We start from the raw sequence: 23,949 nt of genomic DNA, 5'->3' as shown, positions 1-23,949 counted from the left end.
CCCCGAGATCTGTGATGCATTGGTGCAACCGGTCAGAGAAAGAAGGCCGATGGCGAGACTCGCCAGTGCTTTTGTCCTCTTGGACGGAGAAAACGACATTGTTTACCTCTTGGTTGGTGTGGCCCATGAATGGGATTGTTTCTGACTGCCTGCACGCACGTCGGCGTGCGGGCGCGCCTGTACTGGCGCTTGGTCGATCTCCCTACCTGCTTCCCGGTACGGATAGGTGAAGGATCAGACCAGGGGTAGGCGGGAACCGTTGAGTTCGGCAGCGGACCTGCTGAACAGGGCGGCCGAAGCGGCTCCGAGATCCTTCACATGGGTGAATCCCGGGAATTTGCGGTCGGGCTGGGAAGCCTTCATCTTGTCGTCGACGAGGGCCTTGACCACGAACACGACGGCAGCTGACCGCTGCGGTTCCCGGTGGTTCGTGCTGCCGGATTGTGAGCTGCGGAAGCCGTCGGCCACCGCCAGAGTCCAGGCCTCGGAAGCGGCCTTGATCGCCGCGTAGGCGGCACCACCTGCTGAGGGATTGGCAGCTGCCTGGGCAGACACGATGGCCAGCCGGCCCGCCGGGGACTTTTCAAGGTCGTCGTAGAAGGCGCGGCTGGTGTTTCGCAGTGTCGTCAGGACGCTGGTGTGCAGAAAGTCCCAGTCAGAGTCCTCCTGCCCCGGTATGCCGTCGCCGCCGCGCCAGCCGCCCACCAGGTGGATCAGGCCATCGAGGGGTCCAAGGTCCCGGCGGACCGAGGACGCCAGTTCCCGGACGGCCGCGGGTTCTGCGAGGTTGCAGGTGTAGCCGGTGACGTTGGGCCAGGACTGTGCGAGGTTCTGCACGCGTTCAGTGTCCAGGTCCACGGCGGCGACGCGGAATCCGGCGCCGCTGAGGGCCGATACGACGGCGGTCCCGGCTTCGCTGGTGGAGCCGGCCACCATGACGGTCCTGGGTCCGTCGGGAGCCATCATGCCGCGTCCTTGCGGCTGTTGCGGCCGTTGGGCTCACCGGTGATTCCGGCCGTGGATTCGATGACGTTTCTCATCTTTTTCTCCAGTGCTTCGTAGAACATTGAAAGGGGGAACTCGTCATCGAGCACCTGGTCGGTCAGGCCCCGAGGAGGGCCATCAAGGGCCAGCGCCTCGGGCCCCTTGGCCCAGAGCGATGCGGGGTTCGGGGTGACTGTGGCGCTGATGAATTCATAAGCCGCAAGCCAGTGAGCGGTTTTCGGGCGGTCAATTGAACGCCAGTACAGCTCCTCGATCCGCTTGCCTAGTTCGATCACTACTTCGGGCGCTTCCGACCAGTCGATGGACAGTTTCGAGTCCGTCCAATGAAGCACCTTGTGCTGGTGCATCCAGGCGAAAAGGAGCTGACCGCCAAGGCCGTCGTAATTGCGGACCCGGTTTCCTGTCATCGCGAACCGGAAAATCCGGTCGAAGATGACGGCATACTGGACGAGTTTCGCGTGGTTTCGCGCCTCCGGCGGCGCGTTCTCATCCCTCTCGATACGCACGGATTCACGGAATGCCGTCAGATCGCACCGCAGCTCTTCCAGGGTGTAGAGAAAATACGGCATCCTCTGCTTGATCATGAACGGATCAAACGGCAGATCCCCGCGCATGTGCGTCCTGTCATGGATCAGGTCCCACATCACGAAGGTTTCCATGGCCAGCTGAGGGTCTTCAAGCAGCCGCCGCGCACAGTCGGGGAGAGTGAGGGACGTGATGTCGCTGGCTGCTGCCACCACCCTCCGGAACCGCTCAGCCTCGCGATCCGCGAAAATACCACCCCAGGTGAACTGCGGGGTTTCACGGACGGCTACGCTCTCGGGAAACAGCACGGCCGAGTTCGTGTCATAGCCGGGTGTGAAGTCGATGAAGCGGACGGGTACGAACAGCTGGTTCGAATACTCTGCACCTTCGAGTTCAGCGATGAACTCCGGCCACACTACTTCGAACAGCACAGCCTCCACGAATCGATTCGGGCTGCCGTTCTGCGTATACATAGGGAAGACCACCAGGTGCGGCAGTCCGTCGATTCGGTGCTGCTGTGGCTGGAATGCGAGCAGGGAATCCAGGAAGTCCGGGACCCCGAACGAGGAGGCAGCCCACCGCTCGAAGTCAACTTCGAGCCGGGCCAGATACTCCGCATCGTGCGGGAACGAGGGGGCCAAATCCCTGAGTGAAGCCGTGATCGTGGCGACCTCGTACAGGGCGCGGTCATGGTCCCCCGGATCAGGTATCGAGCCGTCCTTCACCTGGATCCGCTGCAGTTCTCCGGCGGCCCGTTTCAGCTCGGTCCAGGACGGGTTTGAGGCAAGCAGGGCACCTGTTGAGGAGCGGGATACGTTTTGTGCTTTTGTTGCAGTCATTGCTACGGCGTCCTTCCTTCTCTGTGACCCGCGTAACACTAATGAACAGAAAGACTTCTTTATCTAAAAACAGGGGCACAGTAAGCAAGTCTTAGTCTAGATTCGGGAAATAGAGCTGGTGACCAAGAGTTTCCTGCGCACCCGCTCGAGGTTGGCCCTGCACGGCGCTGGAGTTTAGCCGTCTACAATAGGTGCATAGGTACGCACATATTGTTTTTTGATTGAGGGATCCTCATGATCGAAGTTCTGGCCGTCCGCGCCTACCGGAAGCTCTTCTCAGCCCAGATTGTTGCGTTGCTGGGCACGGGTTTACTGACGGTGGCCCTCGGGCTGCTGGCGTTCGACCTTGCAGGAGCGCAGGCCGGGGCCGTGCTCGGGACAGCGCTGACCATAAAAATGCTGGCCTACGTCTTCGTCGCGCCAGTCATGGTGGCGCTGGTGGAAAAGCTGCCGAAAAAGCCGGTCCTGGTGGCTGCGGACCTGGTCCGTGGAGGAATCGCCTTGATACTGCCCGCGGTGGATCAGGCCTGGCAAATCTATGTGCTGGTCTTTGTCCTGCAGAGTGCCTCGGCTACGTTCACGCCGGCCTTCCAGTCCCTGATCCCGGTGGTGCTCCCCGATGAACGGCAGTACACGCGGGCCTTGTCGCTCTCCCGGCTCGCCTATGACCTGGAATCCCTGATCAGTCCGGCCCTGGCCGCGGTACTCCTGTCCGTACTCACATTCCACGAACTTTTCCTCGGCACCGTGGCAGGCTTTATGTTCTCTGCTGCATTGGTGGTGACCACCAGCCTGCCTGCAGCACCGGCAGCCCGTCAGGAAGGATCACTCTGGCGGCGGACCACGCTCGGTGCACGGATCTTTGCGAAGACGCCGGAACTTCGCGGCCTCCTCGCGTTGAATCTGGCCGTGGCGGCCGCTACAGCCCTGGTGCTGGTCAACACTGTGGTCTATGCCCGGGACCTGTTCGCAGGTTCCAACGCCGACGTCGCCGTCGCCCTGGCCTGTTACGGCGCCGGCTCGATGGCTGCTGCCCTCAGCGCACCCAGGGCGCTGGACCGAATCGCGGACCGTTCGTTGATGATGTCCGGAGCCGCGCTTCTTGGCCTTGGACTGGCCGGAACGTTTGTGCTGCTGGCCACTGCCGGGCCGTGGCCCATCCTGCTGGGTCTCTGGGTTGCCCTGGGGGCCGGGACCTCGATGATCAGCACGCCGTCGGCCCGGCTGCTGCGCCGCTCCGCATCGGAAAGCACCCGGACTTACATCTTCACCGCCCAGTTCTCCCTCTCCCACGCGTGCTTCATCATCACTTACCCTGTAGCTGGCTGGATCGGCGCGTCCGCTGGCCAGCCCGCGGCCGCAGCAGTCCTGGCTGTGGTGGCTATGATCAGTACAGCAGCGGCCCTGAAATTCTGGCCTGCTGCGTCCAGAACCGGCTCAGAACCGGCCATCAGGAAAGGGTGATCCGGTGCAAGAAGCCCAGGGCGTCAACACACCGAGCCTTCACCACCCCGGGCTCCCCGATGCCCGCCGGCTGGATGCCGCGACGGCCACCTTCCGGATGCTCTCCGATCCCACCCGCCTGCACGTTCTCTGGCTCCTAACCCAGGAACCGGCGGACGTCACCACCCTGGTGGAACGCACCGGAGCCTCCCGGACCTCAGTCAGCCAGCATCTGGCCAAACTCCGCTTCAGCGGCCTCGTCAGCACGCAGAAGGTCAGCCGCAGGGTGGTCTACAGCATCGCGGACGGCCACCTGGCCCGGCTTGTCCTGGAAGGCCTGAACCACGCCGACCACACCGTCACCGGGGAGCCCAGCCACGGCTGACCGTTCTGGCGGTAGGGCGAGCGCGCGGCCGCCCGCCCACCACGAGGGAGCCGTCGTGATGGCCAAGACCGAAAGCACCGCCGGCAAGAACCCTGAAGCGGTCCAGCTGGCCAAAGGCATTGCGACCGCCCAGGAAACCGAAATCCAGGAGATGAAGGGCCTGCTGGCCACCCTTTAGGAGCAGCAGGTGGGGCCGGCCCGCACTACGCGGACCGGCCCTACCTGTTGCCGTTCATTTCCGCCTTCAAGCCAAGCACGGCACTGGGGTTTCAGCATTGCTGGGCCCTAAGGGCGGGGAAGTGCTCCCTTAGTGCAGGAGGCCGCAGGCGGCAGGGTCGGTGGCCTCTGCCGGCAGGTTCGGGTCAAGCTCGCTGGCGCCTTCCGGATCGCTGAAGTTGTAGGTTCCGTTGGCGTCGTAGTCCTGCCCATGAATCACCAGCACGCCCTCGCCGTCGCGGATGGCGTCAGCGATCTGCTTGGCGGTACCGAGCCCGCCGGCACCGGGGTAGCCGGTCCCGGCCACATCCGTGAATTCGATGTTGTCCCGGCTGTAGTCATAGCTGCCGTCATGGGAGACGGGGAACCGGGAAACGTCCAGGAAACTGGCCGGTGTGGTGTCGCCGGTGGTGTTGAGCGAGACCACAACAGGGCCGTAGGCCGGAACACCCTCGACAGTATTCAGCCGTCCGTCACCGTTGCTGTCCAGCGCCAGCGTGGGGCATTCGTTCAGGGCCTGCTCGCCGTAATGGATGTGCTGGGCGTGCGGGGCATCGGGCGTCAACCCGGTGGCGTGGACCTCGATGTGCTGGATCTTCTGGTTGCGGACAACAGCGGTGGCTGTGCCCGAAGCCCCGGAGCCATTAAGCTCCGTGAGGTTGGCCCTCAGCGTGACTGTCTTCTCCTCCGACTTTGGGCCCTGAGCCATCACCGGTAGGGCACCCAGCGACGCAGCCGCCAGCAGTGCCACACCGGCACCACCAAAAACCAACTTTGTATTCCGTTTCACGATTCACTCCTTGGTCAGCGCCCACGGGGAATCCCGGTGGTCGAGTGTGATTCGTACCACCACGCCTTCACGGATGGGTCGTCACCCGAAAAAGCACGACGGCGGCATCCGGTGCTCGGCGGCAGCGGCACCTGCGCGTGTTAAGTTGAAAGGTACGACGGGCCGCACCGGGTCCGGCGCATCGGCTGGAAAGAGAAGTTCCGTGGAATCCCCCGCATCTGCCCCCGCACCCGTGAGGATCCTGACGGTCTGCACCGGCAACATCTGCCGTTCTCCCGTGGCCGAAAGGCTGTTGCAGGCCGGGCTGGACCAGGTGATGCCGTGCGGATTTGAGGTCACCAGCGCCGGAACGCGGGCCATGGTGGGCGATCCGATGCAGCCGCTGTCCGGCGACATTGTGCGAACTTTTGGCGGGAACCCGGACGGTTTCGTCTCGCGGCAGCTGACCAGCAAGATCCTGCGCGGTGTGGACCTGGTGCTCACCATGACCTCCGGCCACCGCGGCGAAGTGCTCCAGCTGGACGCCTCCCTGCTTAAGCGCACCTTCACCATCCGCGAATTCGCCCGGATGCTCGACGTCCTGGACGAACGTGCGGACAGCGCCGCAAACGTTCCGGTAGCGGACGACGGCGGCAGTCCACTCAGTGCCAACACCGCCTTCTGGCGGGGGCTGCCCGCGCGCGCCGCGTCCGTCCGGCACCTGTCACTGCCCGCGGATTCTTCCGAAAACGACATCATCGACCCCTACCGGCGCAGCCCCGAGATCTACCACCAGATGGAGGACGAACTGGCCCCGGCCATCGTTTCCATTCTGCGGCACGCGCGCCTGAACACTCCCGCCTAAACGCTCCCGGGCAAGCCGGCGTTAGCGAGGGGCAGGCGCGGCCTCGGGAGTAACTTCACGCACTTCCACGAACGTGCCGTCTGCCTTCAGCCCCAGGGCAAGATGAGCCCTGCGTACCAAATGCCGGTGAAGAAAGCCGTTCCCGGCGTAGAGCACGAAGGATATGGCGCCGATCAGCAATGCCGTGTCGCTTGCCGCGCGGTACCAGTAGTAGCCCGGGTGGCCAAACGCAATGTCCCCTGCAACCAGGGGGAAGAGCACACCTGCCAGAAACAGCAGGCTGGCCAGGAATGGGATGAAGAGCAGCCCCTGGACCGTATTCAGCCGCTTGCCCATTCGCTTGTAACGCTCGTACCGCTTCTCCCAGGCCGCCCGGCTGGTGACAAGCAGAACCGGCTTCGTATTTTCCATCAGATCCCCCACAGATATCCCGTTCCTGACCAAGAGCCTAGTCCGCCCCGCACTGCGGGGCTTTCCAGTGAACCCGGCGAGCCGCCGTCGTACGTTACAGCATGGAAACGACACGCCCCGCGTTGTAGCCGGAACCGGGTCCGAGGGCGGACACTAAGTCATGGTGAGCAACCCAAGCGGTCCTGATCCGATCGGCCCCGGCAATTCCGGCCCCGAGCCTGCTGCGCCTGCCGCGCTGAAACGGCGCCGAATGATCGCTGCGGTGCTGTCGCTGGTACTGGTTGCGGTCGTCGCCGTGTCCGCCCTGCTGTTCACCAAGCCTGCCGCGGAAGTTGCGGCCCCGGTGCCCACCACCACTGACACCGCCACCCCGACTCCTTCGGAGACGACACTGCCACCGCCACCGGCACCTGCCCCACCCCCGCCGCCCGAACCCATCGCGGAACTCCCGGCGGCACCGATGAACATCCTGGTGATCGGCAGTGACAGCCGCGCGAACGCCCGGGAGCAGGCAGCCCACACCGCAGCCACGGGCGAATCGCAGGACCACCGCGCCGACACGCTCATGCTGGTCCACATCCCGGCCGACCGCCACAGCGTGCATGTGGTGTCTCTCATGCGCGACCTGTACGTAAGCATCCCCGACTACGGCTACGCCAAGATCAACGACAGCCTGCAGGTGGGCGGCATACCGCTCGCGACCCGCACGGTGGAGTCCCTGATGGGGACCCACATCGACCACACCGTCATGCTGGACTTCCACGGTTTCAGGACGCTCACCGACGGGCTGGGCGGAATCGACGTGAACGTCACCGTGCCGTTCCAGTCCACCCACGAAACCCAGCACGTCTTCACACCGGGGGTGAACCACCTCGACGGCCAGGCGGCGCTGGAATTCGTCCGCGAGCGCTACGCCTTCGTCGACGGCGACTTCCAGCGGGTCAGGAACCAGCAGACGTTCCTCCGCGCCATCCTCGCCCGGCTCACCAGCGACGGCGCCCTGCACGATGTGACTGCGGTGCGGGCGCTGGTGAATTTCGCATCCGGCTACCTCACCGTGGACCAGGGCTTTGATCCTGTGGGCGTCGCGGTCCTGGCCTACGGCATGCGCGGCATCGACCCCAACGCCGTTGTTTCGCTCACGCTGCCGACAGCCGGGGTGGGCACGGCACCAGGTGGGGCGTCGGTGGTGTTCCCGGACTATGGCGGGATCGCCCAGGTGGCCGCGGCAATGCGCGAAGGCCGGCTGCCCGAGTACGCGGGCGGGTAGTGCGCCGGGCAACACGGTCCGGGTACTAGCGGGCACCAAGTGAAACGGCCCCCGGCTGTGCCAGGGGCCGTTTCATCGGTGACTTAACTCCGGGTGGGGTCCGGGCGCAGCGGTGCGGGCCCGGGATCCGGGACGGGCAGCGGGCCTGGCGGTTCCGGCGTCGGGATGGGGCTGGGCCTGTCCGGTCCCGGGTGGCCGGGATGGGTGGGCTCCGGATTGAAGGGGTCCGGGCCTGGTTCCGGCGGGAACGGCTCTGGTTCGTGCACTGGCGGGATGGTCATGGAACTTCCCCTCTCACGCTGGGCGGGTACGCCTTTGCGTGATCAGGATACGCCTGCCCGCCATCAACGCTCTCTCACATCCTGCAGAAATTTCCCGAACCCTCTCTCAATCCCTGCAGTGAGTGCGTTCTTGATTGGCCTGCTCCTAGGCCGGACGGCGCAGTCGGACCGGGCGGGAAACCGGCGCCTTGGCTGCTTCGCCGGCTTCCCGCATCAGCGGGACGGCGAAGCTCACCACCAGGCGAGCGTTGGCGTCGTCCGTGGACCTGATGGTCAGGCTTCTGGTGCCGGGCGGCAGGGACGGAGTGAAAACCTGCAGGTTCCGGGAGCCTATGCTGGCTGAATCCCGCAAGGTGTAGAGCGTGCCCCAATGATCTTCGATAGTAATTTCGGGGACCGCTCTGCCGGCAGCGGATTCCACATGGATGTTGACCACAAGGCACGTGCTCCAGACTTCGACGGAGAGCACCGTGAACTCTGCGCCGGGTGTCAGGTGCAAGCCGTATGTGGGCGGCAGGAGCACCTTCCGGAGGATGCCTTTCGGAATTAAGTTTCGCATCATCGCCCCCAAAAATTACTAAGAGTGCTTCCAATTAGCCCGCGATAATGACGCCCTGTCAAGGTCCCTGTCCAGGGTCCTGTGGCAACCCACAAAGGCATGGCCAGGCTAGCCACACCGGATTAGCTGGGGGCGCCAAAAAGTGACCCCCGGCAATGCCGGGGGCCACCGTATCGGAAGGGTCGCCCGCAGACTGCCGATGCGCTATCTGGCGCTGTGGCGTGCCGAAACGGCTAACCGCCCTAAGAGGCAGATGAAAAAGAACGCGTCCGGATCCTCCCGGTAATGCCGTTTTAGCACCCAGCGGAGGTCGGTTCAAGGGGTTCCGGCCGGTAACTTAGCAGCCCGTCCGAACGCTCTCTCACTTAATGCAGGCTTTCCAGCGACGCTCTCTCACTGGCGATCGCTCCGTGCGGCGGGAACTGAGAGAGCGTTGGGCATTTAGGCAACGAAAGTGAGAGAGCGTTTGGCGGCGCTACCCCGGTAGCGAACGGCGGCCATTTTGTCCGCCCGGCTCTATATATTGAAGGCATGACCCAGACTCCGCTGCAGGATTCCGCCACTTCGTCCGCCGCTTCCTCCCCCACGCCCCCAGTGGCCAAGAAGGTCCCGCACGAGCGGACGCACCATGGCGATACTTTCGTGGACAACTACGAATGGCTGCGCGAGAAGGAATCCGCCGAGGTGGTTGAGCACCTGAAGGCCGAGAACGCCTACCAGGAGGCCGTCACCGCCCACCAGGAGCCGCTGCGCGAGGCCATCTTCCAGGAAATCAAGGGCCGCACGCAGGAGACAGACCTGTCTGTCCCAAACCGCAAGGACGGCTGGTGGTACTTCAGCCGCTCGGTCGAAGGCAAGGAGTACGGCATCCAGTGCCGCGTCCGCGCCCAGGACACCGGCAACCCCGTGGCCGACTGGACTCCCCCCGCCGTGGAGGCCGGCGTCGAAATGCCCGGCGAGGAAATGCTGCTGGACGGCAACATCGAGGCCGAAGGCAAGCCGTTCTTCTCGGTGGGCGGCTCGGCCGTCACGGTGGACGGGAACCTCTACGCCTACGCCGTGGACAATGCCGGCGACGAACGTTTCACCCTCCGCATCAAGGACCTCCGCACCGGTGAACTCCTCCCGGACGTCATCGAGAACATCTTCTACGGCGTCAGTTTCTCCCCCGACGGCACGCGCATTTTCTACACCGTGGTGGACGATTCGTGGCGCCCTTACCAGGTCAAGTCCCACGTCCTGGGCACGCCGGTCTCCGACGATGAGGTGATTTACCAGGAGGACGACGTCGCCATGTGGCTGGGCTTTGAGCTCTCCTCTGACAGGCGCCACCTCGTGCTGGGCATCGGCTGCTCCGAGTACAGCGAGACCCGCCTGCTGCGTTTCGATGACCCGACGGCGGCCCTCACCACCGTGATTTCGCGGGACGAGCGCGTCCTCTACGAGGCCGAGCCGTTCCTGCTCACCGGTCCTGACGGCGAAAAATCAGAACGTATTCTGCTCACCCACAACCGCGGTGCCATCAACTCCATGGTCTCCCTGGCGGACCCCGCCGAGCTCGCCAAGCCGTTGGCCGAGCAGCACTGGAGCACCGTCGTCGAGCATTCCGACGACGTCCGCGTCAACGGTGCCGGCGTCACCTCCACGCACCTGATTGTGTCCGTCCGCAAAGACACCATCGAACGCGTCCAGGTGATGGGACTGGCCGGCCTCGGTACGCCCACACAGGAAGCCCCGGTGGAACCGGCGTTCGACGAGGAGCTGTACACGGCCGGCGTCGGCGGTTCGGACTACGAGGCACCGGTCATCCGGCTGGGCTACACGTCCTACTTCACGCCGTCGCGCGTCTACGACTTTGTGCTGCCCACCGCGGCGCAGCCCGCCGGCGAACTGCTGCTGCGCAAGGAAAGCCCGGTGCTGGGCGGCTACGACGGCAGCGATTACGTGGCAACCCGCGAATGGGCAAACGCCGCGGACGGCACGCGGATCCCCCTGTCTGTGCTGCGGCACAAGGACGTCAAACAGGATTCGACGGCGGCTGGCCTGGTCTACGGGTACGGCTCCTACGAGCTGAGCATGGACCCCGGTTTCGGCATCGCCCGGCTGTCGCTGTTGGACCGCGGTGTGGTGTTTGTGATCGCGCACATCCGTGGCGGCGGCGAGCTGGGCCGGCACTGGTATGAGGACGGCAAGAAGCTCGCCAAGAAGAACACCTTCACCGACTTTGTGGACGCCACCGACTGGCTGGCCAATTCCGGGTGGGTGGATCCGGCCCGGGTTGCGGCGCTGGGCGGCTCGGCAGGCGGGCTGCTGATGGGCGCGGTGGCCAACCTGGCACCGGAAAAGTACGCCGCGGTGGTGGCGCAGGTGCCGTTTGTGGATGCCCTCACCACCATCCTGGACCCGGAGCTTCCGCTGTCCGCGCTGGAATGGGAGGAGTGGGGCAACCCCATCACGGACCCCGAGGTGTACGCCTACATGAAGTCCTATTCACCGTACGAGAACGTGCATTCAGTGGCTTACCCCAAGGTGGCCGCGGTGACGTCCTTCAACGACACCCGCGTCCTGTACGTGGAGCCGGCCAAATGGGTCCAGGAACTGCGGAACAAGACCACGGGCACGGAGCCCGTGGTGATGAAGATCGAAATGGACGGCGGCCACGGCGGCGCGTCCGGGCGTTACGTCCAGTGGCGCGAGAGGGCGTGGGACTATGCGTTCATCGCCGACTCCCTCGGCGCCAAGGACCTGCTGCCGGGGGCTGGCCTCAAATAATCCCGTCGGTTGCTCCGTAACCGCCGTTTTCAGCGTCAAAAGGGCCGTGGGCCCACGCCGGCAGGGTTCCCTGGCCGGGCTTGCGAGGCTAGGGTGCCGGTGGGGAGCAACCGATCGGATCTCGCGGCTCAGCCGTCATCCCTGCCATATTCGGGGTGCTCGACCAGCAGTTCGGCCAGTGTCTCGAGGTTGGCACGGACAGTCCGGGCCTGGGCTTGTTCCACGAACCGGTCGGCCAGTTTGCCGAACACGCCGCCCAGGCCAGATGCCGCATCGATCCGGAAATTCAGGCGGGTCCCGTCACCTTCAGGTTCCAGGACATTGGTGACAGTGAATTCCAGCTTTCCTTCCACCGAGCGGGATACAAAGCGGGTTGGAGGCTGGAATTCGATGACCTCCGTAGTCCAGTCGAATTTCCTGCCCACCACCTTGCTGGCGCCCTTGACCCGGGTGCCGACTGCAACAGGCTCGGTCCCGACCGTTTCGGCATGGACCGCCGAGGAGTCCCAGACTGGAATGTTTTCGCCCTTTGACAGGAAATTGAAGACTTCCTGTGGCGGGCGGGCAATGTAGACGTTTTCTTCCACGGTGGGCATCGGATTCTCCTTGGACACGCCTGTTGCCAGCGCGGCATGGCCGGCAGCTAGGCACAACGCCAGTTTGGCCTTGGCCCAGCAGGCAGTCAATGGCCTGAGATAACCCATCGGTTGCTCCCTAACCGCCGTTTTCAGGGGTCAAAAGGGCCGTTACGGAGCAACCGATCGGATCTCGACAGGCTCGATCACCGAATGCGTCGATCACCGGCGCCGGGCGCGCCATTCGTCCTCGAGGATCGCGTAGCCCAGCTCGGTGGCCCACTGGCCTTTGTAATGCCATTTGTCCACCAGCCGGGCCTCCAACCGCATGCCCAGCCGTTCGCATAGAGCAGCGGAGGCGGTGTTCAGGGCGTCGAGCTTTGCCTCGATCCGGTGCATCCCCAGTTCCTCGAACCCCAGCTTCAGCACCGCATCCGCGGCCTCGGCCCCGTAGCCCTTGCCCCGCGCTGCCGGCGCCAGGGTCCATCCGATTTCGCCCTGCCCACGGCCCGGAAGCCACTTCAGCACCACTTCGCCCAGCAGCCCCGGCGATCCCTTCGGCTCGACGGCCAGGCATATCCAGTCACCCTCCTGCTCGAAGACGAAGTTGGCGTACTTTCCCACGGACTCCATGCACTTGGTGTAGCTCTTGGCCTCCCCTGGCAGGAACCGGGCGGTGTCGGGCAGCGAATGGTAGGCATGGAAGGCGTCCAGGTCCGTACCTTCGAACCTCCGCAGGACCAAACGCTCACTGCGGATGGGCAAAGTGATCTCAGGCATGGACTGAGGCTACGCCATGCCCCATCGATTGCTCCGTAACCGCCGTTTTGAGCGCCCGGAAGGGCCGTTACGGAGCAATCGATGAATGGACGACGGCGGCAGTCGCCTCTGCGATGGCGCGCTCCTCGTCGGTGGGCACCACCAGAACGGGGATGACGGACGCAGCCGTGGAAATCACGCGCGGTTCCTTGGACCGCTGACTGTTCAGGCCGGCGTCGAGCTCTATGCCCAGCGCATGCAGCCTGTCGGTCACGAGTGTGCGGAACTGGTGCGAGTTTTCGCCGATCCCCGCCGTGAACACGAGCGCCTTGGCTCCGCCGACGGCCACGTGGTAGCCGCCGATGTACTTTGCCAGCCGGTAGGACGTGACCGCGAGCGCCATCGAAGCCTTGGCATCGCCGGCCTCTGCCGCCTCCACCACCGAGCGCATGTCGTTGTTCCCGGCGAGCCCCTTCAGCCCCGATTCGCGGTTGAGCATGGTGTCAATGTCCTCCGGCGTCCACCCGTTCCGGCCCAGGAATACCAGGATGGAGGGATCGAGGTCGCCCGAGCGGGTGCCCATCACCAGGCCCTCCAGCGGGGTGAAGCCCATGGACGTGTCCACCGAATGGCCGCGGCGGATGGCCGTGACGGAGGCGCCGTTCCCCAGGTGGGCGATCACGCCGTCGAACTCGTCCACGGGCAGATCCAGCAGCGCGGCGGCGCGGTGGGTGACGTACTCGTGCGAGGTGCCGTGGAAGCCATAGCGGCGGATGCCATGGTTGGTGTAGAGCTCGTCCGGGACGGCGTAGCGCCAGGCGTGCTCTGGCAAGGTGCGGTGGAAGGCGGTGTCGAACACGGCCACCTGCGGCAGGTCCGGCCACTTCCTGCTGATGGCGCGGATGCCCAGGACGCTGGCGGGGTTGTGCAGCGGCGCCAGCGGATTGAGGCGCTCGATGGCGCGGGTGATCTCGTTGTCGATCAGCACCGGCTCGGCGAACCGTTCGCCGCCGTGCACCACGCGGTGACCCACCGCTGCCAGCTCGAGGTCCCCGAGCTCGGCATGGATCGCGGCATCTACGAGTTCCAGCGCTTCCGCATGGTCCCGGGGGCCCTCGATTTCGCCGTCGCCATCACCGCCGTTGCCCATGCCGATCTTCTCGATCAGCCCTTCGGTCAGGACTATGCCGGCGGCCACGTCACGGACCTGGTACTTGAGCGAGGACGAACCGGAGTTGATGACGAGCACAAGCATGGGGCCTCCTGAAGCCTTGGTACCGCGGGCACAGCTAACGAGGGGTGGTGCCGGAGCCTGGCGCAGGGCTCCCTGGGAACCACTCTATAAGTTGCCCTCCTGGGTACGCTGGCTTGTAAATGATAATGATTCTCATTAGAGTGATCGGCATGCATCTCACTGTGATCAGCTCCCTGGACGCCCTGTGCCGCCAACAAGCCTGCCAGGACGCGGCCGCGGCCAATCCCGGCGCCGTGGTTGTCCTGCACGACCTGCTGGAGAACGGCGTGGTCATCCGCAGGATCTCCAGCCAGTCCGGGCTCGTGGAGCGCGCCGAGACGCAGCTGGAACACGGCTGCCTGAGCTGCACCGTGCGGCTGGACCTGGTGCCCACCATCGAGCGGCTGCTGGAACGCGGGGAGACGCAGGCCATCATCGGGCTCCCGCCAGCGGTCTCTGCGGAGGCCGCGATCGGGGCGCTGCGGCGTGGCCTTTCCCGCCCGGTGACGATTGATTCCGCTGTCCTTGCCTGCGCCCCTGACACCCTGGAGGACCACATTTGGGACCACCACACCCTGTTTGAATCCGGATTCACGCCGGTCCCGGAGGACCAGCGCACGGCGGGTGAATTCCTCATCGGCGAGCTGTCGTTCAATGACACCGTCCTGCTGGCGGAGGTGGACCTGTTTCCGGCCGACCCCGCCCTGCGGGTTCGCGGCGTGCAACTGGTGCGGGAACTGGCCCCGCACGCTGACGTGGCTGAAAACGCCGGCCTCATCCGCCCCGGCCGCCACGACTACCACGACGCCCTGAGCCGGACGGTCCCCGGTTCGGTGCGGATCCCGGCGTCGTCCTCAACCTCACCGTTCACCACTGTCACGCACCGGGCCCAGCGTCCGCTGCACCCGGAGCGGTTCCGGCACGCCCTGGCGTCCCTCGCGGAGGGGTGCTGCTGGCTGCGGGGCCGCCTGTGGATCGCCGCCGCACCGCAGTGCCGGATCGCCATCCAGGGCATCGGGCCGCGTGTCTGGCTCGAAAATACCGGACCGTGGCTGGCAGACCAGGAGGCGGGTGCGGCGCCCGATCCACTCAATCATGTGGACGCCCACCTGGACTGGCATCCGGAACACGGGGACCGCGGAAGCGTGCTGGCCGCGACCGGAGAGGGCATGGACACGGCGGAAATTGGGCAGCTGCTCTCCGCCTGCGAACTCACCGACGCGGAAATGGAGGCCGGGTTCGCCGGGCTGACCGATCCGTTCCAGCTCGACCCCGCCCCGAACTGAACGGCCCGGGCCCCGGCCCCCTTTCACACCGCGCCAGCGGTCAAAACGCCACCCACCAACCGCCACCAACAACAAGGAGCAAGCCCATGAAAGTCAGAAATTCCCTCCGCGCCCTGAAGAAGATTCCCGGCGCCCAGATCGTCCGACGCCGGGGCCGCACGTTTGTGATCAACAAAAAGAACCCGAGGATGAAGGCCCGTCAGGGCTGAGGCTGCGGACCGGCTCACCCCGCGCCTGCCGTTGCGTCAGGGGCCCGTTGCGTCAGCCGCGGCAGGCGCCTAGAGTCGGCGGACACGTTGCACTATGCAGAGAGGGACTTCCATGCCGAACGACACCACTCAGCCCGACAACACCGAACCCGGGGCCGCAGAATCTGACACGCCAGGCACCAAGGACCCCACCGGCGTCGAGGGTGCCAACCCTGCCCTGGACGACACCGGAAGCCCCAAAGCCGAGGAAGTGGGCGAGGCCCCGGAGCAGCCCGAGGATCCGCAAAACCTGGACCTCACTCCTGAGGGACTCTCCGATGAGCCGGCCCAGCAGGAGGACCCGGACAGCGTGGCCAAGCCGGAAAACAGCTAGGCCCACCTCCGCGAGATGGATCCTGACACCAACGCGGGGTCACTTAAAGCCCAAAATTCCCTCCGGAAGGGGCTTTAAGTGACCCCGCGTTGCTGTCTTGCGCCTGGATGGCCGTGATGGCAACGGTGTTCACGATGTCCTCCACGGTGCAGCCGCGGGAGAGGTCGTTGACCGGCTTGCGCAGGCCCTGCAGAACGGGCCCGACGGCGACCGCCCCGGAGCTCTGCTGCACCGCCTTGTACGTGTTATTGCCGGTGTTCAGGTCCGGGAAGATGAACACCGTCGCCTGCCCTGCCACCGACGAATCGGGCATTTTGGAGGCCGCGATGGAGGCGTCCACGGCGGCATCGTACTGGATGGGGCCTTCGACGGCGAGATCCGGGCGGCGTTGACGCACCAGTTCGGTGGCCTGCCGGACTTCGTCCACGGCCTCGCCGGAGCCCGAGCCGCCGGTGGAGTAGGACAGCATGGCCACGCGCGGCTTCACCCCGAACTGCACCGCGGTTTCGGCCGAGGCGAGGGCGATGTCCGCGAGCTGCTCCACGTTGGGATCGGGGTTCACGGCGCAGTCGCCGTAGACCAGCACCCGGTCCGGCATCAGCATCAGGAACACGGAGGACACGATCTTCACGCCGTCGCGCGTTTTGACGAACTCCAGCGCCGGGCGGATGGTGTGCGCGGTGGTGTGCGCGGCGCCGGACACCATGCCGTCCACCACGCCCAGCTGGACCATCATGGTGCCGAAGTAGCTGCCGTCCTGCATGATCTCCAGCGCCTTGGGCAGGTCCACGCCCTTGTGCGCGCGAAGTTCGGCGTACTTCTCCGCGAACCCCTGCCGCAGTTCCGAGGTGGCCGGGTCCACGATGTTGATCCCGGCGAGGTCGATGCCGTTGGCCGCGGCCAGCTCGCGGACGTCGCTGTCCCGGCCCAGCAGGGTGAGATCGCAGACATCGCGGCGGTGCAGGATTTCGGCGGCCTGCAGGATCCGGACGTCCGTTCCCTCCGGCAGCACCACGTGCCGGCGCTGGCCCCTGGCCCGTTCGATCAGGTCGTGCAGGAACCGCAGCGGGGTCATCCGTTCCGGGCGCGGCAGGTGGAGACGTTCCACAAGTTCGGCCTCGTCCACCCGCTTAGACCACAGGCCCAGGGCGGAGGCCACCTTGCGGCGGTGCCCGGACCAGATCTCGCTGCGGACCTCGGAGACCCGTTTGGCCGTGGTGTAGGTGTCCTGGCTGGCGGCAAACACCGGGAACGGCGCCTGCGCCAGGAGCGGGTAGATGTTGGCGTCCGGGGCCAGCCCACCGGTCAGGATCAGCGCCGACGGCACGGGGAATTCCGGCGAGAACGACGACGCCAGGCAGGCCACCATCACGTCCGCGCGGTCGCCGGGAACGATCACCAGGGCACCCTCGTCCAGCACGTTCAGGAAGTTGCCCACATTCATGGCCGCCACCTTGATGTCCCGGACGTCGCGTTCCATGTCCGCAAGACCGGCAATCTGCCGCACACCCAGCGCCGCAGCAACCTCGCCGGTGGTGGGCCGGGCAATCTCCTCCAGCTCCGGCAGGACATACACGGGCCGGTTGGATGCGCCCGGTTTGATGGCGGCCGCGATTTCCTCCACCCGGTTTGGGTCCGCGCGGTTAACCATGATGGCCAGCAGCGTGCACTTTTCCGCCACCAGCTCCTTGCGGGCAACCTCGACGGCGGCCGCGGCCTCCGCGACGCTGAGCCCCTTTGCGCCCACCACGGCAACCACCGGCGCGGCCAGGTTGTTGGCCAGCCGGGCGTTGAGGTCAAACTCGACGGCGGCGTCCTGGCCGGTGAGGTCCGTCCCCTCCACGATCACCACGTCGCAATGCTTGGCAATCTCGGCGAAGATCTCCACGCAGCGGGCATCGATGTCGGCGCGTTTTCCGTCTGCCAGTAGGGCACGCACTTCGGTGGACGTCAGGCCGCCACGGCAACGGTCGTCGTCGAGCGCGAAGCGTGATTTCATCAGCGCCACCATGGGGTCGCTGGCGGCGTCCGGGCCGTGGACCACCGGCTTGAAGAAGCCGATCCGGTCCGCGTGCCGGTGGAGCGTGTCCGCGAGGCCCAGGGCCACGAGCGATTTGCCCGACCCCGGGGTGGTCGCGCTGACGTAGATGCCTTTGGCCATGGTCCGCCCTTTGCTGTGCGTGGTGCCGGTCCCTCCATCCTTGCACTTCCGTGCCGGGGGTCCCACCGATCAGGGGTACCCAAAGACCGGTCTGCCCTTGACACCGGACCTGCATATGGGATTACCTAATGAACATTCGGTATATAAAGCTGGAGGCAATGACGCATGGCTGAAGCAGCACTCTCCGGGGCCACCCACCCCATCCTGGAAAACGACTACGCCTCCGAATGGATGGGCATCGAAGTCCTCGCCGTCAGCGACGGGCACGCCACCATCCGAATGACACTCCGGCAGGAAATGCTCAACGGGTTCGGTATGGCCCACGGCGGAATGATCTTCGCCTTCGCCGATTCCGCGTTCGCCCTTGCCTGCAATCCGGTCAATCCCACCCCGGAAGAGGCCGACAGCATCACAGTTGCCGCCGGCGTCGACATCAACTTCCTCAAGCCGGCCTACCGCGGCCAGGTGATCACCGCCGTCGCGGACCGCCGGTCCAGCTCAGGGCGCAGCGGGCTGTACGACATCCAGATTTTCGCGGCCGACGCCGATACGCAGCACGGTGCCCAGCCCGATTCGATTCCCAGCTCCGGCAACCCGGGGGAACTCATCGCCGAGTTCCGCGGACGCAGCCGCACCATTCCCAAGAAGTAGGAAACCATGACCCTCCACGCCCCCGAAACCCCCATGCCGCAGTCCACGTCCCAGGGCACAGATCCCATCCTGGACCGCGAGGAAACCATCTCCCGCGACGAACTTGAAGCCCTGCAGCTCACCCGCCTGCAGCACACGGTGGCCTACGCCTACGACCGCGTGCCGCTGTACAAGCGCAAGTTCGACGACGCCGGCATCCACCCCGCGGACCTCCGCGAACTGAGCGACCTCGGCAACTTCCCCTTCACCACCAAGGATGACCTCCGCGCCGAATACCCGTTCGGCATGTTCGCCGTGCCGCAGAGCGAAGTAGCCCGCGTGCACGCAAGTTCGGGCACCACAGGCCGGCCCACCGTCGTCGGGTACACCAAACAGGACCTGGCCGACTGGGCCAAACTGGTGGCGCGCTGCCTCCGCGCGTCAGGCGTCCGGCCCGGAATGAAGGTCCACAACGCCTACGGTTACGGCCTGTTTACGGGCGGTTTGGGCGCGCACGCCGGCGCTGAAGCACTGGGCTGCACCGTCATCCCGATGTCCGGCGGGCAGACTGAACGCCAGATCCAGCTCATCCAGGACTTCCAGCCGGACGCCATCCTGGCCACGCCCACGTACCTGCTCACCATCGCCGACGCCATGGCCCACATGGGCATCGACCCGACATCGACCTCGCTTAAGTACGCAGTTCTGGGCGCCGAACCGTGGACGCAGGAGATGCGGCACGAACTCGAAGTCACCATGAACATCAAGGCCTGCGACATCTACGGCCTGTCCGAAGTGATGGGCCCGGGCGTCGCCGGCGAGGCCGTGGAAACCCAGGACGGCAGCCACATCTGGGAGGACCATTTCCGCCCCGAAATCATCGACGCCTTCAACCCCGTAGTAGGCAAGGAAAACGTCCTGCGCGACGGCGAACACGGCGAACTCGTTTTCACCTCGCTCACCAAGGAAGCCCTGCCGATCATCCGCTACCGCACCAAGGACCTCACCCGCCTCCTGCCCGGCACCGCCCGCCCCGCACACCGCAGGATGGGCCGCATCACCGGCCGCAGCGACGACATGATCATCCTCCGCGGCGTGAACCTTTTCCCGTCCCAGATCGAGGAAATCGCGCTGCGCATCCCCGAACTCAGCCCCCACTTCCAGCTCGAACTCACCCGCCCCGAGGGCCAGCGGATGGACCAGCTGACCGTCAAGATCGAGCGCCGGGACGCGGTGACAGTTGAGCAGAGTACGACGGCGGCACGCACCCTGCAGGAGCAGATCAAGATCCACGTGGGTTCTTCGTGCGCCGTTGACGTGGTGGAACCGGGTTCACTGGAGCGGTCAAACGGCAAGCTGCGCCGGATCTACGACCTCCGTCCCAAGGCGTAGGGCCCAGTAGCGTCGTGCGCGAACGTGTTGGGCTGCGCCGCTACAGGGATTACCGAACGTTCGTGGGAAAATAGCCGGTATGCCCACTACAGCAGTCCCCAGCAAGCGCGGCCGTCCCGGTTACGACCAGCAGTCGGTGCTGCTCATCGCCGTCGACGTCTTCAACCGGCACGGCTATGACGCCACGTCCATGGGTATCCTGGCCGAGAACCTGGGCATCTCGAAATCGGCCATCTACCACCACGTGCCGTCCAAGGGCGACCTCCTGAAGCTCGCCCTGGACCATGCGCTAGGTGGCCTGGAATCAATCCTCGAACAACCCGGGGCGCAAAGCGGCGCGGCGGACGCACGGCTGGAATTTGTCCTGCGTCAGACCGTGGCCGTCCTGGTGGAGCGGCTGCCGTTTGTCACGCTGCTCCTACGGTTGCGGGGCAACACTGACATTGAGCGCGACGCCCTGGAACGCCGTCGCGCGTTTGATCACGAGGTGGCCGCCCTGATTTCCGCAGCCCGCGACGAAGGCTCGCTGCGCCAGGACATCGATCCGCGCACCGTCACGCGACTGCTGTTCGGCACCATCAACTCAATCGTGGAATGGTACAAACCGGGCGGCTCCCTCACGCCGGAAAAACTGGCCGACGACGTCATCACCATCGCGTTCGACGGGCTCCACGCGCAGCACTAGGGAATGCTGCGGCCTGCTGAGCGCGACCGTGTTGTGCGACTCGCCGTGGCGGTCAGAGCTGGTATTCGGCCTGCATGCCCAACGTCTCGTGAACGCAGAGGATGTTGTGCTCCGTGTCCATGAACCAGGCGCACTTCTCCGAGTCCGTGGTGCAGATGTGGTTCTCGGTCTTCAGGTTGGGCAGGTCGTAATCCTGGAACCGGACGCCCTTGGCCTCCATGTCCTGCACGATCCGCTCAATGTCACGCACCTCGAAGCTGAGGGCTGTGTGCTCGGAGTGCTTCCCGTCCGAGACCGGCAACAACTGCAGCATCGGGCCGCCGTCGCTACCGAGTAATTCGCTTCCATTGTCTGTCATTCCGCGGTGCGGGAGGCCCAGTTTTTCGGTGTAGAAACTGCGGGCGCGCGCTGCGTCATCGACAGGCAGGATGGTTGTGGCTGTGTTCAGGGCTAGGTTCATTTCGCCACCTCCTACGGAGGAAATTTTACGCCGCAGCAACCCGGAAAGATCCAAACGCTCTCTCACATAATGCGGGAAAACCCCCGACGCTCTCTCACTTTCCTCAAGAAAGTGAGAGAGCGTCGCCGGAAACCGTACATTAAGTGAGAGAGCGTCCGGGGTGGGGCTACTTTTCGACGAGGGTGAGGACGTCGTAGGTGGCCACGATCTCGTCGTTCTGGTTGGTCAGGAGCGCGTCCCAGGCCACCTCGCCGTACTCGTCGGTTTCGCGCGGCGTGATCTTCTTGGCCGTCAGGGTGACCCGGATGGAATCCCCGGCAGCCACAGGCGTGATGAAACGGAGGTTCTCCAGGCCGTAGTTGGCCAGGACCGGGCCCGGCGCCGGTTCCACAAACAGCCCGGCGGCCCAGCTCAGCAGCAGGTACCCGTGCGCCACGATGCCCGGGAAGAACGGGTTGGCTTCGGCCGCTTCCTGGTTGGTGTGGGCATAGAAGGTGTCGCCGGTGGAGTTGGCGAACGCGGTGATGTCCGCCAGGGACACTTGACGCAGGTCGGACCGGACGGCGTCGCCGATCCGCAACGAAGCAAGCGACTTCCGGAACGGGTGCATCCCCTCGGACTCCAGCGTGAAGTTCCGGTGCGCCCCTGTATGCCAGAGGCCGGTGACGGCGGTGAGCATGTTGGGCGAGCCCTGGATGGCGGTGCGCTGCATGTGGTGCATGACCGAGCGGATGCCGCCCAGCTCCTCGCCGCCGCCGGCGCGGCCTGGCCCGCCGTGGACCAGGTGCGGCACCGGCGAACCGTGGCCGGTGGAGCTGCGGGCGTCTTCGCGGTTGAGCATCAGGACACGGCCGTGGTGGGCGGCGATCCCGGTGACGAGTTCGCGGGCTACGGCCGGATCGTTGGTGCACACCGACGCCACCAGGGAGCCGCCGCCCCGGGCGGCGAGGCGGACGGCGTCGGGCAGGTCCTTATATCCGATCACGGAGGCCACCGGGCCGAACGCCTCCAGCGAGTGGATCGCGTCAGTCTCCGCGTCAGCCCAGCTCAGCACCACCGGCGACATAAAGGCGCCAGCATCCACTACGCCCGTGGCGCCGCCGGCAGAGGTGACCGACGGCGAATCCAGCGTTCCGTACGCGAGCTCACCGCCGGCGTCGAGCATTGACTGCACCGCGGCGCGGACGTCGGTGAGCTGCTCGAGCGACGCCAAAGCGCCCATCGTGACGCCGTCGGCGCGGGGATCCCCCAGCACCACACGCTCATCCACGCGCCTGCCGACAGCGGCGATCACCGCCGGCACCAGCTCCTGCGGGACGATGGCGCGGCGGATGGACGTGCACTTCTGGCCCGCCTTGACAGTCATTTCGGTGACCACTGACTTGATGAACGCGTCGAATTCCGGCGTGCCCTCCACCGCGTCCGGTCCCAGGATGGCGGCGTTGAGTGAGTCCGTTTCGGACGTGAACCGGACGCCGCCCTGCACCACGTTGGGGTGTGATTTCAGGGACAGCGCGGTGGACGCGGAGCCGGTGAAGGCCACCAGGTCGCGGTAGTCCAGCAGGTCCAGGAGGCCGCGGACGGAGCCGGAAATCAGCTGCAGCGAGCCCTTCGGCAGGATGTTGGATTCGATGATCGCCTTCACCACGGCCGCGGCCACATACCCGGTGGGGGTGGCCGGCTTGACGATGGTGGGGACCCCGGCGATGAAGGCGGGCGCGAGTTTCTCCAGCATGCCCCAGACCGGGAAGTTGAACGCGTTGATCTGCACGGCGACGCCGGGGATGCGCGTGTAGATGTGCTCGGCCACGAACGAGCCGTCCTTGGACAGCACCTCCATGGGACCGTCCACCACCACCTGCGAATTGGGCAGCTCGCGCCGGCCCTTGGAGCCGAACGTGAATAGGACGCCGATGCCGCCGTCGATGTCGATCATCGAGTCGATCTTGGTGGCACCGGTCTGGGCCGAAAACGTGTAGAAGTGCTCGCGCCGGGCGTTCAGGTACTGTGCCAGCTCCTTGAGCTTGAGCGCGCGCTGGTGGAAGGTCAGCTTGCCCAGTTCCGTTTGTCCCGTGGTGCGGCCGTAATCCACGACGGCGGCAAGATCCAGGCCGTCGGTGCTCACCTTGGCCAGGACTTCGCCGGTGCTCGCATCCCGGACGGGGACGGCGGATGCTGCCGAACCGGCGTCGGGAGTCCACCAGGAATCCTGCACAAAACTGGGAACGGTCTGGACGGTGTCGACTGTGGTTTCTGCAGTGGTGGTCATCGTTGACGGGTCCTTCCAAGGCGGGGACAAAACGCGGCCAGGGCTTTACTGACCGTCCGTTCGGTAATATGTCTACAGTACATGACTGTGCCGTGCCGCACACTGGAAGTTCAGCCTCGCAAAAGGAGACCCATGACCGCCCTATCCCCCGACGCCGCTGCGCCGGACACCACCCCGGGCGCCACGCCGTGGAAGATCGTCCTCGGCGAGCTCGACGAGAAGATGGGCGTGAAAATCCTGGAGGAGTCGGTCGAGCGCGTGGTGGCGACGATGCCTGTGGAGGGCAACAGGCAGTCGTTCGGGTTGCTGCACGGCGGCGCGTCGCTGGCGGTGGGCGAAGCTGTGGGCTCCTGGGCGGCGGTCATCCACGCCAGCACGTTGGGGAAAACTGCCGTGGGAGTGGACGTCTCCGCGACGCACCACCGCTCCGCGCGCGAGGGTCAGATCACCATCACCGCCACGCCCATCCACCTCGGCGGCACCCTGACCACGCACGAGGTCCTGATCACCAACGACGCCGGCCAGCGCCTCTGCACCCTGCGCATCACCAACCTGCTGATGAAGAAGAAGTAGCCC

The 23,949-nt window shown here is 65.4% G+C and carries 24 protein-coding genes and 1 pseudogene; 13 read left to right on the top strand and 12 right to left on the bottom strand.

Translation table 11 applies throughout. The features are described from left to right. Window positions 1-234: 234 nt before the first annotated feature. Both ASG77_RS13935 and ASG77_RS13930 read right to left on the bottom strand, forming a co-directional pair. On the bottom strand, window positions 235-966 hold the full coding sequence (locus tag ASG77_RS13935; RefSeq protein WP_327019625.1) for an SDR family NAD(P)-dependent oxidoreductase: 732 nt from the start codon (window positions 964-966) through the stop codon (window positions 235-237). Next, the gene (locus tag ASG77_RS13930; RefSeq protein WP_056346464.1) at window positions 963-2,369 is read right to left on the bottom strand and encodes a DUF6421 family protein; all 1,407 of its coding nucleotides are present in this window, start codon (window positions 2,367-2,369) and stop codon (window positions 963-965) included. Before ASG77_RS13930 ends, ASG77_RS13935 begins: the two co-directional genes overlap by 4 nt. A 234-nt stretch (window positions 2,370-2,603) precedes the next feature. Here ASG77_RS13930 and ASG77_RS13925 point away from each other — a divergent pair, with 234 nt between their 5' ends. From ASG77_RS13925 to ASG77_RS21420, 3 genes and pseudogenes are all read left to right on the top strand, one after another. Then, window positions 2,604-3,833, top strand: coding sequence for an MFS transporter (locus tag ASG77_RS13925; protein ID WP_056346461.1), 1,230 nt, complete (start codon window positions 2,604-2,606; stop codon window positions 3,831-3,833). A gap of 4 nt (window positions 3,834-3,837) precedes the next feature. After that, window positions 3,838-4,197, top strand: a complete 360-nt coding sequence (locus tag ASG77_RS13920) for an ArsR/SmtB family transcription factor (protein ID WP_056346459.1) — start codon at window positions 3,838-3,840, stop codon at window positions 4,195-4,197. A gap of 34 nt (window positions 4,198-4,231) precedes the next feature. Continuing rightward, window positions 4,232-4,375: pseudogene (locus ASG77_RS21420) on the top strand (DUF305 domain-containing protein); the annotation flags it as partial. 129 nt (window positions 4,376-4,504) lie between these two features. Here the strand turns inward: ASG77_RS21420 and ASG77_RS13915 are convergent. Then, window positions 4,505-5,203, bottom strand: a complete 699-nt coding sequence (locus tag ASG77_RS13915) for a hypothetical protein (RefSeq protein ID WP_056346458.1) — start codon at window positions 5,201-5,203, stop codon at window positions 4,505-4,507. Window positions 5,204-5,405: 202 nt separating this feature from the next. Between ASG77_RS13915 and ASG77_RS13910 the strand changes: the two genes are divergently transcribed. Further along, window positions 5,406-6,047, top strand: coding sequence for an arsenate reductase/protein-tyrosine-phosphatase family protein (locus tag ASG77_RS13910; protein WP_056346456.1), 642 nt, complete (start codon window positions 5,406-5,408; stop codon window positions 6,045-6,047). Window positions 6,048-6,068: 21 nt separating this feature from the next. On the opposite strand, the gene ASG77_RS13905 is transcribed toward ASG77_RS13910, so the two are convergent. Beyond that, window positions 6,069-6,470 carry a hypothetical protein gene (locus ASG77_RS13905; protein WP_156380325.1) on the bottom strand — a complete coding sequence of 134 codons (402 nt, stop codon included), beginning with the start codon at window positions 6,468-6,470 and terminating at the stop codon, window positions 6,069-6,071. 151 nt (window positions 6,471-6,621) lie between these two features. Here ASG77_RS13905 and ASG77_RS13900 point away from each other — a divergent pair, with 151 nt between their 5' ends. Further along, window positions 6,622-7,728, top strand: a complete 1,107-nt coding sequence (locus ASG77_RS13900; RefSeq protein WP_056346547.1) for an LCP family protein — start codon at window positions 6,622-6,624, stop codon at window positions 7,726-7,728. A gap of 83 nt (window positions 7,729-7,811) precedes the next feature. Here the strand turns inward: ASG77_RS13900 and ASG77_RS21415 are convergent, their stop codons facing one another. Together ASG77_RS21415 and ASG77_RS13895 are read right to left on the bottom strand one after the other, a co-directional pair. Next, window positions 7,812-8,009: a hypothetical protein gene (locus ASG77_RS21415; RefSeq protein ID WP_082576045.1), complete on the bottom strand. Its 198-nt coding sequence runs from the start codon at window positions 8,007-8,009 to the stop codon at window positions 7,812-7,814. Window positions 8,010-8,154: 145 nt separating this feature from the next. After that, window positions 8,155-8,568, bottom strand: coding sequence for a hypothetical protein (locus tag ASG77_RS13895; RefSeq protein ID WP_235564544.1), 414 nt, complete (start codon window positions 8,566-8,568; stop codon window positions 8,155-8,157). 531 nt (window positions 8,569-9,099) lie between these two features. On the opposite strand from ASG77_RS13895, the gene ASG77_RS13890 reads away from it, so the two are divergent. Then, entirely contained in the window at window positions 9,100-11,340 is a 2,241-nt protein-coding gene (locus ASG77_RS13890) for a S9 family peptidase (RefSeq protein ID WP_056346450.1), read from the top strand. Window positions 11,341-11,468: 128 nt separating this feature from the next. On the opposite strand, the gene ASG77_RS13885 is transcribed toward ASG77_RS13890, so the two are convergent. The 3 genes from ASG77_RS13885 to ASG77_RS13875 all read right to left on the bottom strand — a co-directional run bounded on the left by ASG77_RS13885 (window position 11,469) and on the right by ASG77_RS13875 (window position 13,929). Further along, the gene (locus ASG77_RS13885) at window positions 11,469-11,936 is read right to left on the bottom strand and encodes an SRPBCC family protein (protein ID WP_056346448.1); all 468 of its coding nucleotides are present in this window, start codon (window positions 11,934-11,936) and stop codon (window positions 11,469-11,471) included. Between the two features lie 201 nt (window positions 11,937-12,137). After that, window positions 12,138-12,695 carry a GNAT family N-acetyltransferase gene (locus tag ASG77_RS13880; protein WP_056346445.1) on the bottom strand — a complete coding sequence of 186 codons (558 nt, stop codon included), beginning with the start codon at window positions 12,693-12,695 and terminating at the stop codon, window positions 12,138-12,140. Between the two features lie 67 nt (window positions 12,696-12,762). Beyond that, complete coding sequence (locus ASG77_RS13875) at window positions 12,763-13,929, bottom strand: acetate kinase (protein ID WP_056346443.1); 1,167 nt, start codon at window positions 13,927-13,929, stop codon at window positions 12,763-12,765. A 149-nt stretch (window positions 13,930-14,078) separates the two neighbouring features. Between ASG77_RS13875 and ASG77_RS13870 the strand changes: the two genes are divergently transcribed. The 3 genes from ASG77_RS13870 (at window position 14,079) to ASG77_RS13860 (ending at window position 15,776) form a co-directional block, all read left to right on the top strand. Continuing rightward, a complete protein-coding gene (locus ASG77_RS13870) occupies window positions 14,079-15,194 on the top strand; it encodes a GTP-binding protein (RefSeq protein ID WP_056346544.1) in 1,116 nt (371 codons plus the stop codon). Between the two features lie 86 nt (window positions 15,195-15,280). Next, complete coding sequence (gene ykgO, locus ASG77_RS13865) at window positions 15,281-15,403, top strand: type B 50S ribosomal protein L36 (RefSeq protein WP_011693081.1); 123 nt, start codon at window positions 15,281-15,283, stop codon at window positions 15,401-15,403. A 112-nt stretch (window positions 15,404-15,515) separates the two neighbouring features. Continuing rightward, the gene (locus tag ASG77_RS13860; RefSeq protein WP_056346440.1) at window positions 15,516-15,776 is read left to right on the top strand and encodes a hypothetical protein; all 261 of its coding nucleotides are present in this window, start codon (window positions 15,516-15,518) and stop codon (window positions 15,774-15,776) included. Window positions 15,777-15,819: 43 nt separating this feature from the next. Here the strand turns inward: ASG77_RS13860 and pta are convergent, their stop codons facing one another. Next, the gene (gene pta, locus ASG77_RS13855) at window positions 15,820-17,937 is read right to left on the bottom strand and encodes a phosphate acetyltransferase (protein ID WP_056346438.1); all 2,118 of its coding nucleotides are present in this window, start codon (window positions 17,935-17,937) and stop codon (window positions 15,820-15,822) included. A 165-nt stretch (window positions 17,938-18,102) separates the two neighbouring features. On the opposite strand from pta, the gene ASG77_RS13850 reads away from it, so the two are divergent. The 3 genes from ASG77_RS13850 to ASG77_RS13840 all read left to right on the top strand — a co-directional run bounded on the left by ASG77_RS13850 (window position 18,103) and on the right by ASG77_RS13840 (window position 20,644). Continuing rightward, window positions 18,103-18,588 (top strand): hotdog fold thioesterase, encoded by a 486-nt coding sequence (locus tag ASG77_RS13850; RefSeq protein WP_056346436.1) that lies wholly within the window; start codon window positions 18,103-18,105, stop codon window positions 18,586-18,588. Between the two features lie 6 nt (window positions 18,589-18,594). Next, complete coding sequence (gene paaK / locus ASG77_RS13845) at window positions 18,595-19,959, top strand: phenylacetate--CoA ligase PaaK (protein WP_056346433.1); 1,365 nt, start codon at window positions 18,595-18,597, stop codon at window positions 19,957-19,959. A 79-nt stretch (window positions 19,960-20,038) separates the two neighbouring features. Continuing rightward, window positions 20,039-20,644 carry a TetR/AcrR family transcriptional regulator gene (locus ASG77_RS13840; protein ID WP_056346431.1) on the top strand — a complete coding sequence of 202 codons (606 nt, stop codon included), beginning with the start codon at window positions 20,039-20,041 and terminating at the stop codon, window positions 20,642-20,644. 52 nt (window positions 20,645-20,696) lie between these two features. Here the strand turns inward: ASG77_RS13840 and ASG77_RS13835 are convergent, their stop codons facing one another. After that, entirely contained in the window at window positions 20,697-21,104 is a 408-nt protein-coding gene (locus ASG77_RS13835; protein ID WP_056346429.1) for a VOC family protein, read from the bottom strand. A 166-nt stretch (window positions 21,105-21,270) separates the two neighbouring features. Continuing rightward, window positions 21,271-23,373, bottom strand: a complete 2,103-nt coding sequence (paaZ, locus tag ASG77_RS13830) for a phenylacetic acid degradation bifunctional protein PaaZ (RefSeq protein ID WP_056346426.1) — start codon at window positions 23,371-23,373, stop codon at window positions 21,271-21,273. A gap of 132 nt (window positions 23,374-23,505) precedes the next feature. Between paaZ and ASG77_RS13825 the strand changes: the two genes are divergently transcribed. After that, window positions 23,506-23,946, top strand: coding sequence for a PaaI family thioesterase (locus ASG77_RS13825; RefSeq protein WP_056346423.1), 441 nt, complete (start codon window positions 23,506-23,508; stop codon window positions 23,944-23,946). Window positions 23,947-23,949: the final 3 nt, after the last annotated feature.

This window comes from Arthrobacter sp. Soil762 (genome assembly GCF_001428335.1).
In the GTDB taxonomy this organism is placed as follows: domain Bacteria; phylum Actinomycetota; class Actinomycetes; order Actinomycetales; family Micrococcaceae; genus Arthrobacter.
This window is presented reverse-complemented; position numbering and strand designations above follow the sequence as displayed.